This window comes from Maribellus luteus (assembly GCF_003576475.1).
Lineage (GTDB): Bacteria > Bacteroidota > Bacteroidia > Bacteroidales > Prolixibacteraceae > Draconibacterium > Draconibacterium luteum.
In genome coordinates this window covers 74,845-90,060 of sequence record NZ_QWGR01000012.1, presented here as the reverse complement: position 1 = coordinate 90,060, position 15,216 = coordinate 74,845, and the positions used below count along the sequence as shown (strand labels likewise).

General features: G+C 44.7%; 10 protein-coding genes. 4 read left to right on the top strand and 6 right to left on the bottom strand.

Going from position 1 to position 15,216, the window contains the following annotated elements; all coding sequences use genetic code 11:
• Nucleotides 1-33: 33 nt before the first annotated feature.
• Nucleotides 34-480 carry an Hsp20/alpha crystallin family protein gene (locus tag D1614_RS17630; protein ID WP_119439292.1) on the bottom strand — a complete coding sequence of 149 codons (447 nt, stop codon included), beginning with the start codon at nt 478-480 and terminating at the stop codon, nt 34-36.
• Between the two features lie 252 nt (nt 481-732).
• Here D1614_RS17630 and trmD point away from each other — a divergent pair, with 252 nt between their 5' ends.
• Together trmD and D1614_RS17620 are read left to right on the top strand one after the other, a co-directional pair.
• Nucleotides 733-1,422, top strand: a complete 690-nt coding sequence (gene trmD / locus D1614_RS17625) for a tRNA (guanosine(37)-N1)-methyltransferase TrmD (protein ID WP_119439291.1) — start codon at nt 733-735, stop codon at nt 1,420-1,422.
• Complete coding sequence (locus D1614_RS17620; RefSeq protein WP_147384310.1) at nt 1,415-2,065, top strand: M14 family zinc carboxypeptidase; 651 nt, start codon at nt 1,415-1,417, stop codon at nt 2,063-2,065. Before trmD ends, D1614_RS17620 begins: the two co-directional genes overlap by 8 nt.
• Before the next feature lie 147 nt (nt 2,066-2,212).
• On the opposite strand, the gene D1614_RS17615 is transcribed toward D1614_RS17620, so the two are convergent.
• The gene (locus D1614_RS17615; protein ID WP_119439289.1) at nt 2,213-5,068 is read right to left on the bottom strand and encodes a PD-(D/E)XK nuclease family protein; all 2,856 of its coding nucleotides are present in this window, start codon (nt 5,066-5,068) and stop codon (nt 2,213-2,215) included.
• 114 nt (nt 5,069-5,182) lie between these two features.
• Here D1614_RS17615 and ggt point away from each other — a divergent pair, with 114 nt between their 5' ends.
• Nucleotides 5,183-6,874 carry a gamma-glutamyltransferase gene (gene ggt, locus D1614_RS17610; RefSeq protein WP_119439288.1) on the top strand — a complete coding sequence of 564 codons (1,692 nt, stop codon included), beginning with the start codon at nt 5,183-5,185 and terminating at the stop codon, nt 6,872-6,874.
• 72 nt (nt 6,875-6,946) lie between these two features.
• On the opposite strand, the gene D1614_RS17605 is transcribed toward ggt, so the two are convergent.
• The 4 genes from D1614_RS17605 to D1614_RS17590 all read right to left on the bottom strand — a co-directional run bounded on the left by D1614_RS17605 (nt 6,947) and on the right by D1614_RS17590 (nt 13,423).
• The gene (locus D1614_RS17605) at nt 6,947-7,723 is read right to left on the bottom strand and encodes a DUF5694 domain-containing protein (RefSeq protein ID WP_147384308.1); all 777 of its coding nucleotides are present in this window, start codon (nt 7,721-7,723) and stop codon (nt 6,947-6,949) included.
• Nucleotides 7,724-7,895: 172 nt separating this feature from the next.
• Complete coding sequence (locus D1614_RS17600; RefSeq protein ID WP_119439286.1) at nt 7,896-8,603, bottom strand: class I SAM-dependent methyltransferase; 708 nt, start codon at nt 8,601-8,603, stop codon at nt 7,896-7,898.
• Between the two features lie 468 nt (nt 8,604-9,071).
• Complete coding sequence (locus D1614_RS17595) at nt 9,072-9,683, bottom strand: DUF4386 domain-containing protein (RefSeq protein ID WP_119439285.1); 612 nt, start codon at nt 9,681-9,683, stop codon at nt 9,072-9,074.
• Nucleotides 9,684-9,937: 254 nt separating this feature from the next.
• Nucleotides 9,938-13,423 (bottom strand): PPi-type phosphoenolpyruvate carboxykinase family protein, encoded by a 3,486-nt coding sequence (locus tag D1614_RS17590; RefSeq protein WP_119439284.1) that lies wholly within the window; start codon nt 13,421-13,423, stop codon nt 9,938-9,940.
• 400 nt (nt 13,424-13,823) lie between these two features.
• Here D1614_RS17590 and D1614_RS17585 point away from each other — a divergent pair, with 400 nt between their 5' ends.
• A complete protein-coding gene (locus D1614_RS17585; RefSeq protein ID WP_119439283.1) occupies nt 13,824-15,077 on the top strand; it encodes an OmpP1/FadL family transporter in 1,254 nt (417 codons plus the stop codon).
• Nucleotides 15,078-15,216 lie beyond the last annotated feature (139 nt).

The window sequence follows — 15,216 nt, the reverse complement described above, 5'->3', positions numbered from 1 at the left end:
CCTACTTAAATCAACCTATCCCAAATAAACCAATTATGAAATCTTAATTTCGATCGGAGCTTTTTCCAGCGCTTCTTCCTTTTTTGGAAGTCCAATTACTAAAATTCCGTTCTCGAAACGTGCCGCAATCTTTTCAGCATCAACCGATTTGGGCACACGGTACTGTTTCTCGAAATTGTAAACTCCGAATTCGCGGTGTGCGTATTTATACTCTTCCTTTGTTTCTTGTTCTTCCTTCTTCTCCACTTTAATGGATAAGAGGTTATTCTGATAGTTCAGTTGCAAATCTTCTTTTGAGAAGCCCGGTAACTGAATTTCAATTTTGAATTCTTTTTCCGTTTCAAAAACGTTGGTAGCTGGTGAAGCACAATTTTTCACATAGTTTTCGTGGTAATCGTTTTTGAAAAAATTATTGAACAACTCGTCAACCAATACTCTGTTTGTGCTGTAACGTGGGTTTTGAAATCTTACTAAATTCATGACTTACTCTCCTATTCTTTAAATTATTTTTTTGTTTTCCGTTCGATAACCGAATCTGCCCTATTTAAATCAACTCTTATTCCAAAGCCAATTTTCAAGTCAAATCCGACAAAATCATCAAAAAACAAATGACACATAGTCATCTTTAAGTAAAAACAAATGACTCATTGACATATTATCTAGTTTTCTGGATGTATCTATTAAGCGATTGAGACGCTGAATTTATTTTTACCTTTGGGCAAAATTTGAAAAATGCGTATCGACATTATAACCGTTTTGCCTGAAATTCTGGAAAGCCCCTTCAGCCATTCCATCATCAAAAGGGCTCAGGAAAAAGGACTGGCTGAAATACACCTGCACAACCTGCGGGATTACTCCGAGGATAAACACCGCCGGGTAGATGATTATTCGTTTGGGAAAGGTGCCGGAATGGTAATGGCCATTCAACCCATAGAAAAGGCAATTGAAACACTGAAGGCACAACGCGAATACGACGAGATCATTTTTACCACTCCCGACGGGAAGCTGTTTGACCAGCGCGAAGCCAATTCTCTCTCGCTTTACGAAAACATTATCATCCTTTGCGGGCACTACAAAGGAATTGACCAGCGTATCCGGGATACCTATGTTACCAAAGAAATTTCGGTAGGTGACTATGTGCTGACCGGCGGCGAACTGGCAGCGGCAATTATCACCGACAGCGTTGTTCGCCTGATTCCCGGCGTACTTTCGGACGAAACCTCTGCCCTCACCGATTCTTTCCAAGATTATTTGCTGAGTCCTCCCATTTATACCCGCCCGGCCGAATACAAGGGAATGAAAGTGCCCGAAATTCTGCTAAGCGGAAACGATCAGCTGGTGGATGACTGGAAACACGAGCAGGCAGTGGAGCGAACCAAAAAACTGCGACCCGATCTGTACAAAAAATATTTAGGTGAATAAACAGCACGCAAACATGGACGCAAATACCTATCCGGAAATCGAATGTATTGAACGATCAACGGAAAGCCTTCCATCAAAGAAAATTCTGATTATCGGTGTTTTCCACGGCGACGAACAACAGGGAGAATACATTATCAACCGCTATTTAGAAGAAGGCGATTTTAGTGAAATTAAGAATGCGCTTTATTTTATTCCTTGTTTGAATCATTCGGGAAAGAGCCTCAATACCCGCCAGAACATCAACAAAGTGGACCTAAACCGGAATTACCCGACTAAAAACTGGGAAAAAACCGAGCAAAACGAATATTTCTCTGGAGAAAGCGCGGCCAGCGAAGAGGAAACGCGCTACATGGTTCAAATCCTTGAACGCATCAAACCTGATGTGATTATGACCATCCATGCTCCTTTTAAAGTGGTAAACTACGATGGTCCGGCTCGGGAAATTGCCGAAAAGATTTCGGAACTCTGTGGCTATCCGGTTTTAGGTGATATTGGCTACCCTACTCCCGGCTCTTTTGGAACCTATTGCGGCGTGGAAAGAAACATTCCAACCATCACACTCGAGCTCGACGAAGAGGAAAGCAATGAAGAAGCCTATATTCGAACGCTCCCGGTATTGGAATACCTCGCCAACCTGACCTAGAACCTTTTAATTCACTTTTACCTTTTTGATGCAAGGTATTTTATCTTGATTCAGATTGAAGAGATTGAAGGGATTGTATCAATCCTCATCCATCTGTTTTCAATCTAATTTCAATCATTTATGCTTCTTAATGCTATATGCTAAGGGTTAATGCCGCCGGCAGATACCGTTATACGGACAATATTTGCATTTATCGGCGTGCTCTGTTTGGTAAAATACGTTCTTTTCCGAATAAATTTCTGTAACAAGATCCTGCAACTGCTCTTCAAACTCCTCTCTCAATTCATCAAAAGTAACTACCGCTTTGTCCTTTTTCAAGGTAATATCAGGAGAAAAGTTCTCTTCGAAAATCTTATGCAAACCGTATATGGCCGGATAGACTTCCTTATCAGCTCCATTTCCTTCCAGCCCCCACACGTAAACCAAAGCCTGAAGAATTGTTTTTTTAGGTTCTTTTGCATCGCGTTCAAAAAGCTCGTTCACATCGTTTAAAACCAGGTTTTCCACTTTCCCGGTTTTGTAATCGATCACCCGGTATTTACCCTTGAGCTGGTCTACCCGGTCGATGGTTCCACCTACCCAAACCGGCCTTCCCTGCACCTGAAGAGTTCGCTTATATTTGGTTTCAAGGCTGATAATCGTAAACGGAGCAATTTCCTTGTCGCGCTTTATTAACTGCCGCAAATAGGTCTTTATATTTTCGAAAATCAGCAAAGTGGCGCCTTCCAGTTTCACCGGTCCCTTCAGTGGCTCTTTTAATTTCAGGTAGTGAATAGCGATTTGGCGCGTAATTTCATTGTTAAGATTTACCTTGTCAGCCAGAATCCGGTCCAGATCCGGTTTATCTATCACCTTTCCGACAAACGGCGCATACAAAGCCTCCATGGTATCATGAAAAATGTTCCCAAAAACCACCCCGTCAATTTCTTCCTTCACCTCATCAGGCTCGGGCAGGCCAGCTACATAGCGGAAATAGAACTTTAACCGGCAATTCAAATAGGTGTTGATCGCACTTGGCGAAAGCGGATGATCCTCTGTATTCTTATCCAACAAACGTTGCGCAATTTCGGACGAGCTTTCCATCTGAATGCCTTCCACCGGATCGTTGGCAAAAGCAAAATCGAGGTTTAGCATTTCGGGTTTATGTACCGTATCGTATTGGAGCTGATATCCGTAACGACTGAGTTCTCCCGTATTAATCCCTTCTTTTACCACGCTATAGGTGGCCGTTACATTCTTCGCGCGTTGCACCAGCCGGTAGAAATAATAGGCATACATCGCATCCTGTTCGTCGATGCCGGGCAAGCCAAAACCAAGGCGAATATTGAAAGGGATAAACGAAGGAGCCGTAAATTTTCTCGGCCATTTGTTTTCGTTCAACCCAAGTATAATCAGGTTTTCAAAATCAAGACAGCGGGTTTCCAGAATTCCCATTACCTGAAGCCCACTCAGCGGCTCTCCTTCAAACGAAACCGAAACCTGCCCCAGATACTGCGAGAAAAGCCGAAAGTAAACTGCTTCGCTGATTTCGCGCTGTTGATTTTCGAGGGTACTTTTCACCACTGCACCCAGCTTTTCAATGGCCTGATAGATCGAATAAATCAACTCGAGCAGCATTGAATCTGCATTTTCAGCCTTTTTAAATTGCTGATAAAACATTCCCAATACCCCCAAAAAATAAGGGCTGTATTCGCTGGTCTTATTGGGCAGGGAAAATATCTCTTTGTGCAAAGGTGAAAAATCAATACCCGCCAGCTCCAGTGTAATCCGGTTCCTGAGCTTCAGATCGGCAACAAAAGCCTTTGCTTTGGCAGGCTCAGTCTCGCACAACAACTGGTGGTTCAGAATATCGGTGACATAACGATGATAAGCCGAAAATCCCTTCTCCCCTTTTCGTTTGTTCTTTAACAGGGCAACCAGGAGCATCAGAAAACCATACACTACCGAATTCCGCACCGGGTAGCCCATGGTAATGTTTACCTTCCCTATTTCGTCAGGAATAGCTCCGAGGGCCGAAAACAACAGCGATTCATCGGCCAGCACCACAGCAGTGTTGTCAAAAACCGGACGGTAATCGTTGGTAGTTTCTTTCAGAAAATTTGGAATTTGCTGCGACTGTCCGTATACCGAAGAAACAGCTACCAGTTTCATATTTTTGCGATGATTGAACAACTCCGGATTTAGCTCAAAATCTTCGGGCGCCGGAAATCGTCGTAGGTTTTCGCGCATAAAAAATCCGGCTTCGTTGTTTTCATCCTTTAAATAAGCATCGTCGTAATCCCACAAAAAAGCAGCCCTTCCTTGTTTTTGCAAATATGAAAAAAACTCGATCTCACATTTGTTCAGGGCATTCAATCCAACGATGTAATATTTTTGGAACGGGAATTCAAGTGTTTCCTCTTTTAAACGCTCCACCACTCTCCGGTCGATCATTCCGGGAAAAGCCAGCTGCTGTTTCTGCAATTCCTGTTTAAAACCGGCATACACCGGGTACAACTTATCCCATATAGAAATGTATTTTTCCTTAAAACCTTTTTTATCTGCCACGGCCATACTTCCCCAAAAATGCTCCAGCGCCTTTTTCTGCTCGGGCGTGAGATAGTCAAAAATCGATTCAATTTCTTTCAGGTCCGAAATGTTGGTAAACAGATCTTTGGCGTTTACCAGGTAGCGGTCGATGTCGTTAAAATCCGACAGCAGAATTTCGCCCCAGAAATAGAATTCATCAAAGGTTTCGGTGGTTTTCGTGTGTTTGCAAAACACATCATACAAGAGCGAAATCAATTGCAACTTGTCGCCGGTGTGCCATTCAGAGTACGTACCCATCCACTCGTTCACCGTAATTACTTTTGGTGCAATTACCGGAGTTTCGATACACTTCTGAAGATAGGCAGTAAAAAACACACCCGACCGGCGGTTCGGAAAAACCACACAAACCTCCTTTAATTCTTCAGAATGCTTTTTGTATATGTATTGCGCACATTGCGAGAGAAAACGTTCCATACGATAGTTAAGTGTTCAATGCTCAAAGTTCAAAGTTTCGGTCGAATTAACAAGAAATGGCTGCCAGATTTTTTCTACTTTTATTGATCCACGTGAATTATAAAATTCTATCCTATGAAAAAATATTTACTGATTCTTACGGGCCTTATCCTTTCTCATATTTCCTATTCACAAGACCGGATCACCGGCAAAACATTCGCTACCCGCAGCGAAGTAATTGCCCAACATGGAATGGCCTGTACCAGTCAGCCACTGGCGACACAGGCAGCGCTCGACATACTAAAAGCTGGCGGAAATGCCATTGATGCAGCCATTGCAGCCAACGCAGTTCTCGGACTAGTAGAACCCACTGGCAACGGAATGGGTGGCGATCTTTTTGCGATTGTGTGGGATGCCAAGACAAAAAAACTTTACGGATTAAATGCCAGTGGCCGCTCGCCCTACGACCTGACGCTTGACTATTTCAAGGAAAACGGCTACACGAAAATACCGGCGTTGGGGCCATTGCCGGTTTCGGTGCCCGGCTGTGTGGACGGCTGGTTCGAGCTCCACAACAAATTTGGCAAACTACCTATGAAAGAAGTACTGAATCCAGCCATTTCATATGCTGAAAACGGATTTCCATTAAGTGAGTTGATTGCCTATTACTGGGGCCGGAATGCGCAGAGCCTGAAAAAATATCCCGGGTTTGAAGAAATTTTCATGCCCGATGGCAAAGCGCCAGAGAAAGGTGAAATTTTTAAAAATCCGTACCTCGCCAATACGCTGAAGTTGCTTGCAGAAAAAGGCCGCGATGAGTTCTATAAAGGTGAAATCGCGCAAAAGATTGTAAGTTATATTCGTGAACAGGGTGGTTTTCTCAGCATGAGAGATTTTGAAGACCACCGTTCGGAATGGGTGGAACCGATTTCGGTGAATTACCGCGGTTACGATGTGTGGGAACTCCCGCCCAACGGACAGGGAACTGCCGCACTGGAAATGCTCAACATCCTGAAAAACTTCGATGTGCCTTCGATGGGCTTTGGTTCGCCTGAGTACATCCACTATTTTGTAGAAGCCAAAAAACTGGCATTTGAAGACCGTGCCCAATATTACTCCGATCCCGATTTCAACGACCTGCCCGTAGAAGAGCTGATCTCGGATGCATACGGAAAGAAACAGGCTTCCATGATCAATCCGAAGCGGGCTGCACGCAGCTATCCCGCGTGGGGCATGGAACATGGAAATACCATTTACCTGACCACTGCCGACGAAGAAGGAAACATGGTTTCGCTCATCCAAAGTAACTTCCGCGGAATGGGCTCGGGTATGACACCCGGTAAACTCGGTTTTATATTACAGGACCGCGGTGAGTTGTTTTCGCTCGAAGAAGGGCATATGAATGTTTACGAACCACACAAACGGCCGTTTCACACCATTATTCCGGCTTTTGTCACAAAAGACGGCGAGCCTTTCCTGAGTTTTGGAGTAATGGGCGGCGACATGCAACCGCAGGGCCATGTACAGATCATTTGCAACATCATCGATTTTGGGATGAACATACAGGAAGCCGGCGACGCACCACGCATCCAGCACACGGGCTCGAGCGATCCGACGGGAGGAGAACAGATGACCGACGGCGGGCAGCTAACACTCGAAAGCGGCATTCCTTACGAAACCATTCGAACACTGATGCAGATGGGCCATAAAATTGGTTTCGACTTTGGCCCTTACGGCGGCTACCAGGCCATTCTATGGGACAGCAAAAACCAGGTGTATTACGGCGCTTCCGAATCGCGAAAAGACGGACAGGCGGCGGGGTATTAGAAAAAGCGGGAAACAAGAACAAGGCGGAGGCGAAGGCTGAGGCGAAGATTGCAGCCAGTATAATTGCCGCTGCTATTTCAGATAGTCCAGGGTATTAGCCATCTCGAACTTGGGACTCCTTTTTATAAACTCCCGCAGAAAAGCGGTATGAGCAGCTCCCATCAGGATAAACACCCGGTCTTCCTTTGTCATGGGTATCCGGTTCAGGTTCGAATAAATCCGCATGTTTCGTTGGTAAAACAAAGCGGCATTATCCGCTCCTTCAAATCCATCATCTATTCCTACGTACAGCAATTTGTCAGCGTTGGTATTGATTGAATAATCCAGGTACAAAGGCTCATTTATCAGTTTTAATTTCTCCAGCAACGAAAGTTTGTCGTAATTTTTTTCGCGTTCCGCCATTTCAGGATAATCCTTAAACGGATCGTTGGTGAGCTGCAAATACGTTTCAGGGTCAATCGAGTTGGTATAATCGGGGCTGTTTTCGATAAAATCGCCAAGGCTGTAATTGTAGCCCATGTGATGATCGATCCCATAAAGTTTTTCAACCTTGCTCAATCGCGCCACGTCAAACGCAATCATGCTTATTTCTCCATCCTTGGTGCTTAACTCTGAAGGATTTTCCAGGAACGCCCGGTAAGCTGCATTCAGTTCATCATTTTTCTCCGGAAGTTTCTCCACACAAATGATGGTTGGACGGAATTTAGCGATCATCTCCGAAATTTCGCGCACCTCTTTTTGGGCTTCTTTGCTCTCTTCATCAAACTCGGTTTTGTGTGCATCAGATGTATAGCCAAAGTGAAAAATACCCATATTGAGTACCTTAATTTTATCACACTTTGTTTCCACGGTTTCTTCTTTACCGGGCTGCGTTTCTTTTGTTTGAACGGAACACGCGGAAAATAATAGGAATAAAAGGAAAAGTATTTGCTTCATTGTATGCTCTCGAATTAGTTATTGCAAATTTTACCGAACAACCGATTGGCTTTCCATTCACAGTCTGAGGAGTCAAGTAACACCATTACTTGATTCCGCCAAATGCACCAAAGCACAAGTTTTTATGCAAAATTTCAACCTTTCTGAATCCAACTTGCTTCATAAGATCTAATTGATAGTTCATTGACCTCGGAGAGTCTTCTTTCTCAACATAGTCCAAAACCTTTTCCCGGTAGTCTTTTCCACCCGCCGACTCTAAATAATCGCCGTATTTTTCCCATGTATAGTTATTCAGAACTTCGGTGTCCTGAGCAATCAGGTCCGAAATCATTAAGCAACCACCTGGTTTGAGTACCTTAAACAGTTTTGCAAAAGTTGTTTCCCAGTCTTTATCATCCCGCAAATGGTGTAAAACGGCTCCGGCCAAAATAATATCAAAATGATTTTCGGGCAGCTCAACATCCCGTATATCGCCTTGCAGAATTGTAACTTCGTTATCCGTTTGCTGCAACACCCTTTCATATGCCTTGTCGAGCATCGTTTTACTCAAATCAACCAAGGTACAGTTTAGCCTTGCCATTTTTTCGAGCATCATCAAGGTATAGTTTCCTCCGCCGCAACCAACGTCCAATAAATTTTCGGCATTAGGCACTATTCGCTTCGAAGCTTCTGTAATAAGCTCCAACGAAATTTTTGCATCTATGGTCGAGACCTGTCCTGTATCAAGGTTTGAGAACCTTTCCACATCGTTATCGAAACGCTGTTTGATTTCTTCTACTGTCGATTTCTTCATTGGACCATCTGTTATTTTAATCACACTGAAATTCTGTTATCCGATTCAAAGCCACCTCGTTTACACGAAATGCAAAGTCACCGGCCGGGTGTTTCTATCTGTTTATTGGATTAAACTAAAGTTCTTCGTTTAACATTCAAGTCTTACAACAGATTGCATCTCTCTTTGTTTCAAAGAACAGCGTGAAACATTGTAAGAATATATGCAATGTCTCTGGAAAAGTAGCCAAGGCGCTTCCTCTTTCTAGCTCGGGTTCTGAACTATTGACGTTGATGAATTTCTGTTGCAATAAGGCCTGGGCTCTTATGTGTTTTTTAAAAATCACCAGATATTACGGTTTAGTTAGTGGAGTGCAATAAAACGAGAGTCTGAGTATCCGACCTAAACTGAAGATTCGACTTGTTAAATCTGCGCAAACCCAACCACAACCTATACCCGGTATGCCTATTGCATAACACAACCACGACTTCATTCCTTCCCCCCTTTTACCAGCAACCAAACCGTGAACGCCATTTCACCCAAAATACTGGGAACGGCTACCAGAGCCAAGAAAATTCCGGCCAAACGGTCATACTCGGGCAATACAAAATGGGCGGTGGTATCCACCATGTACATGATTCCGGATACCAGCAGGAAAAAGGCGATCCATTTGGGTTTCGGAATGATGGCAGACAGCAGGATCAGATGAACGCCAAAGAAAAACAATCCGATCAGCCAGATGATGTTGAAAGTATCCACATGGCTTGCGATCTCGGGTGCAGAGTCCGAACTCAGCGTAAGTACCAGCGAAAAAACAGCGCCTCCCATAAGTACTGCGTGGAGTATCCTGAAATAAGTGCTTAGGCGGGTAAGCTGATGTTTGCTGTACAATTCGAAAAGCCCCCAGGCCACTACCACATCAAATACAGCAGTTATTAAAAAGGCCATGATCCCCCAGCGCACCATCATGTTTTGCTCCGCGATGGTTTCCAGCGGGTTTTGTTTGAGCGATTCGAGCACAAAGAAATTGGCAAAAATAGCGGCAAAAAATATGATCAGGTAGCTGGCACCCGTAATGATGGAGATACGTCTTACATTCATAATAAAAAGGTTTTTCTGTTACGTTTTAATGGAATACATAACCCGATTTTGCCCTGTTTTGTTTACCTGACCACGTGCAGGTTATCAATGGAGAATGAATTGGAGGAGGTTGATTACCTGCAGAAATAAGCGCTTAGCGGCATCCTTCCGCTAAGCGCATAAAAATCAGGGACAGACCACATCCCCTAAAAAGAAAAAGTTCCATCTGTCATCCGACAAATGGAACCTTTCTGTATTCGTTAAATAAAATCTTGCTATTTCCTAAACAGCGGATCGGCACCGATCGTCCCCACCAGCTCGGCAAGGTATTGTTCCGATTCGGCATGCGCCAGCATCTGCTCGGCATACTTCAAGCGTGCCGCAACATTCAATTCGTCTACGAGCTGTGCATTTTGCTCGTCTGCAATAAATTCTTTCAGGTATTCGATCTGCGACCGGTGGAAAGCCACGTCCTTTTGCTGTTTTAGCGCCAAACGCTCCTTGTACCAGTCAGCTTTCAGCACTTCTTCGCGCTCAAATAACTTCCGCAGTTCCGGATCGTTCATATCCTTTCCTTCGTAATTACCGTAGGCCATTACATGCAACAGTACTTTTAACGGCGGAATAGCCGCGTCCACACTTCCGTCTTCGAAATACGGAAGCGCTGCACGCTGCATGGCTTCAGTAATGTTGTTAATACCGTCTACATATTCATCCATTCCCTGTAATTCGGGTTTCAGCATGCGCTCGTTGAATACTGCCAGCGGCTCGTCGAACAAACGGTTCATACAGCGGAAAGCAAAATTTGGCGTAATACGGTAGCCCAAACGACTGGCCAGCACTTTTTTCCCGTTGTACTCAAAATCTTCGAGTTTTTCCAGACAGCCATTCTCAATCAGTTTCTTCGGATCGCGGTCTTCGGGTACCAAACGTGCCCAAATCTCCGGGATCAGGATACTGATGTCGTGGTCGAAGCGGTTTTCGGTGCCAATGTAACCGGCAGCCGAGCTAAAACCATTGTATTCGGTCAGAATATAGGAAAGCAAAGCGTTGTTCAAATCGGTAGTGGGTACCAGCATATTAAACGGCCCCTTGGTAAGGGCTCCTTCCAAACCTGCGCCGGTTGTTGAAGGCGACTTTCCGGTAATGCTGGCGATAAAATCCATAAACAACTCGGGCAACTCCTGATAGTGAATCGGGTTGTACACGGCAAGCGGGCGGATACCCGAAACTTTATCAGCAGGATTGTTTCTTCTCCCCGGCAAAACAGCGTTCACCGGCCAATGTACCGGGTCCTGCGGCTGAATCTTGCGGAACAAACGAACGCCGATATCGGCCAGGTACGAATCCTGTGTTTCTTCCTTGAAAATATTCCGTTGCAGGTAACGCGGGTTGTTGGTGGGTACACCATCCACAATGCGCGTATGAGAAGGTGTAACAAAATAGTGGCTGCTATCGCTGTTGGCCACCGATGTAATAAACTCCTTCACCGGATCGGTATATTTTTCAAAGCTGATGGCGTTATCGATCAGTTCCTGTGCATTCTGACGGGTAAGCGGCTCGTAGTTGGTCAGGAAAGTATTGTTGTCCACAATTTCCCGCTCGGCTTCTTTGTCGTACCCCCGAATAACCGCCTCATCCGGGCGCTGGAACAGGTAACTTTCGCAGTTGGCTACCAGTTTCACACTGTGGTTCGAATATTCCTTGTTCAGGTTACTCAACCGCCCGGCCGGAACGGTAATCGTAGCCGAAATATCGTCTTCGGTCTGAATTTTCATCGACGGAACAAAGTCGGAACGCAGTTTATGCAAGTACCATCTTCCTTCGGGATTAAAACCAATGCGAACGTAACTGGCGGTAATGGGGTTGTGTTTGTAACGCAACACATTGCCCGGGCGCCCGTTCACAATTTCTACGTTAAACAACTCGCGCCATTTAATATCCCGTTCTTCGTTTCCGCGGTAATGCCTTTTTACAAAGAAGGCTAAAGTACGCACGTGTTCGGGTATTTCAGTCAGAAAACGATTGTACTCGTCGCTATACTGATCCGACGGGGTAAGCAGTTTCACTGCCGATCCCAGGGTCCGCTCCTTGCTGAGGAAAGATCTGGAAGGTGCGGCATCCGGACGAATATTTTCCCAGCGGTTGGAATAGTTATAGTTGATGATTTCATCCACTTTGTCTTCAGCTTCCTCCAGGTTATCGATGTAGAAAGATCCAAATTTAATCGCATTTTGCATCGATTTGGAAATCTCGGATTTTCCGCCACCCGAAACCGTGCTGGGCTTGTGGCAGAACACTCCTTCAGGGGCTGTGTCGATAATGCGCCACAGGGCCTGGGTTGGGTGTTTTACCAGCTGGAATTTATGCCCGGTTGGATGCACATATACTTTTCCCGGAGAAAGTTTTAAACTGTAATCCTGGTTTTTGTAGCTCCAACTCACCGAACTTTTTTCCACTTCTATATCCGCATTCTCCGGAATGTAAACAATATCGGGGTATTTTTTATCAATGGCGTAGTTGCCCTTTTGCAGGTCGATTCTCTCAGCCAGCAGTTTTTTTACCTCATCAAACGAATAAGGCTGATCGAATTTTTTGGTGAAATTAGTTCCAAACACGCTGTCGCTCATGTTTCCACGCGGGAAAGCAATGGCGCCACCTGCATGTTCTTCTTCCACCAAGCCGAAAAGGTTGGCCGAGTAGCTGATCTGTGTTTTGATCTCCTTCTTGGAATATCCGTAATAGTTATCGGCAATCAGCGTAATCACCACCCCGCGGTCGTCGCGGCAGGTAATTTTAAACGCTCCCCCGTCGTTGTAAAGTTCGTTCTCCTCTTTCCAGCACATGCCTTCCCGGCGTTGGCGCGCCGAAGCATCGTCGTAATGCGGCAGTCCCACATCTTTCTTCTTCAGTGTGATAAGCTGCGGAGCCAGAATAATACAACCGGTGGTTCCGGTCCAGTGCTCCACATCCAAAGCTGCATCGTTTACTGCCAGGTTGTGGTCGCCGGCATTGCCAAAAATCGTTTCCACAAAGTCGAGGTTACTCACCAGGCTACCCGGGGCAAAAAAACGAATCTCCATGCTTTTCCGGCTGATCACCCCTTTTACTTCGGGACAAACCACCGGGCGCAGCAACAGCGACACCATTACTTTCGCCTGTTTTTCCTGGCTCGAAGTAAAAGGCAGCACCTTCAATTCGTCCGAAGGGTTCAAAGCTGCGTGCAACAAATGCGCGAACGTAATTTTTGGAACTTCTTTCTTATCGAGCGGAACAGGCAGGCCACCTCTTACAATGTGAAAAGTACCTTTGGTAGTACGTTTGTCGTGCGCCGGGTTGTTCAGAATCCCCTGTTTCAAACGGTACGAGCTCAAAAGGCTGCTTTTGAATTCCTCGCCATCAGGCGGCAAACTTAACTCGCGCGCCATTCCCTTTTGGTTCAGCACCAGCGTATCGTTGGGTAAACGGTTGTTTTTATTGAAATCCACCTCTTTCAGGTAATCATCAATAAAATTCTGAATCCGGGTATCAACCGGAGAAAGATGCCCGCTCAGCAATCTCGATTTTTGACGAAAGCTGTTGATCAATCCTTCGGTAAGTCCCAGGAACTTGGCGTTGGCATATTTTTTATCCGAGTCTGAGTCGTCGTTAAACACCGGCTGTCCGAGCGAAGCCAGTTGCAGATTGATGAACTGAATCATGTCGCGCCTGTCGCGAAGAATCTGCTTCCGTGATTTATTTAAAAACTGAGAATTTTCCATATTTCTAATTTTACATTTATCCTAACTGTTTATTGTCTCCTTTTAACCAGGCTACTTACAATTTCCGTTGGCGAACGGGGAACATGTTCTTCTGATTATTCACTCTGTTGAAATTCATGTTTTTCTGTCTATCTGCTACTTCCTGGCTTAAAGGAAAAGAACACTTTTATCTGCTTCAAAAACCCGTTACAGGATAAGCTTTGTTCTTTAAACACTAAAATTACACAATTCAGAACGATTATAGATAAAAGCAAATGCCCGTAATTAAAGATTTAACGGAATCTTCTTTAGTGATATTATCTAGCTATTGACATATATCAATAAATTTAACCGATTGATTAAAAAACTTTTTGACTTCTTTTTCTACTTTAGCAAGCCGAAAAACCATAATAAATTAACTATGAAAAAAGCAACTTACAGGCTATTCAGCCTTCTTCTCGTATTTCAGCTTGTGGCACTATATTCTTCTGCAACCGACGGTTATTTTTCAACCGGGTACGGAACCATCAACAAAGGTTTTGCGGGAGCAGGTGTTGCCTTTTACCAGGGATCTTTGATTAACGGCAACCCGGCTGCAACCGTTTTCCTGGGGCAACAATACCAGGTTGGAATCGATTTTTTTAACCCCAACAGACAATATACAATTGGAGGAAGCCCTGCGGCAGATGCCATGTTTCCCCTGGCTCCGGGAACGATTAAAAGCGACAGTAAATTGTTTTTACTTCCTTCGGCAGGTGCCAACTGGATGTTAAATGAGAAATCAAGTATTTCAGCGGCATTGTTTGGCAACGGTGGAATGAATACCGATTATCCCACAATGACTTTTGGCGATCCGTCATCCAAATCTACAGGTGTTAACCTGGCTCAGTTATTTGGAAACATTACCTATTCTCATAAGTTGGGAGAAAAACACAGCATTGGTGTAACCGGAGTTATTTCGTACCAGTATTTTGAAGCAAAAGGCCTGGCTTCGTTTGCCGGATTTTCATCGGATGCAAGCGCACTGTCAGGAAACGGTAAAGACAACGGATTTGGTTATGGATTCAAAATTGGCTACCTCGGACATTTAACCGAAAACTTTGCCATCGGTCTTACTTACCAGTCGAAAGAGTACATGAGCGAATTTAAAGACTACGCCGGTTTGTTTGCCGAACAAGGCGATTTCGACATTCCGTCGAGCTGGACAGCCGGTATTTCATGGGAATTTGTCTCGGATCTGACCTTGATAGCCGATGCGAAAGCCATTCATTACAACGAAGTAAAATCGATTGGCAACCCCATGCTTCCCAACCTGATGCAAGGTCCTTTGGGTGGCGATGCAGGTGCCGGTTTTGGATGGGAAAACATTATGGTTTATAAAGTGGGGCTGAACTATGCCGGACTGGACACATGGGAATTCAGGTGTGGAGCTTCTTTTGGTAAGAACCCTGTTCCTGAATCGGAAGTGTTGTTTAACATTCTGGCCCCGGGAGTAATTGAAAATCAGCTTGCCCTTGGTCTTTCCAAAGCGGTTGGCAGCAAAGGAAACAAAATTCATTTCGCTGTTAACTATGCCATGAACAGCAGTGTAAAAGGAGACAATCCCATGGCTCAGGGGCAAACCATTGAAGTGGAGATGAATCAGCTGGAACTGGAACTCGGATTTTCGTTTTAGACTACGTACTTGAGAAATACGACTACAGTGAAAACTGTAAAAAGAAAGCCCGGGCATTGGTCCGGGTTTTTATTTGAACTATTTACCGCATCAGTCGTTAATGATCTGATTCAAATTCAAAAGGGATGAATCGTTTTTG

Coding starts and splice junctions, on each gene's coding strand:
- D1614_RS17630 (WP_119439292.1), bottom strand. CDS start 480: ATGAATTTAGTAAGATTTCAAAACCCACGTTACAGCACAAACAGAGTA.
- trmD (WP_119439291.1), top strand. CDS start 733: ATGCGTATCGACATTATAACCGTTTTGCCTGAAATTCTGGAAAGCCCC.
- D1614_RS17615 (WP_119439289.1), bottom strand. CDS start 5,068: ATGGAACGTTTTCTCTCGCAATGTGCGCAATACATATACAAAAAGCAT.
- ggt (WP_119439288.1), top strand. CDS start 5,183: ATGAAAAAATATTTACTGATTCTTACGGGCCTTATCCTTTCTCATATT.
- D1614_RS17600 (WP_119439286.1), bottom strand. CDS start 8,603: ATGAAGAAATCGACAGTAGAAGAAATCAAACAGCGTTTCGATAACGAT.
- D1614_RS17595 (WP_119439285.1), bottom strand. CDS start 9,683: ATGAATGTAAGACGTATCTCCATCATTACGGGTGCCAGCTACCTGATC.
- D1614_RS17590 (WP_119439284.1), bottom strand. CDS start 13,423: ATGGAAAATTCTCAGTTTTTAAATAAATCACGGAAGCAGATTCTTCGC.
- D1614_RS17585 (WP_119439283.1), top strand. CDS start 13,824: ATGAAAAAAGCAACTTACAGGCTATTCAGCCTTCTTCTCGTATTTCAG.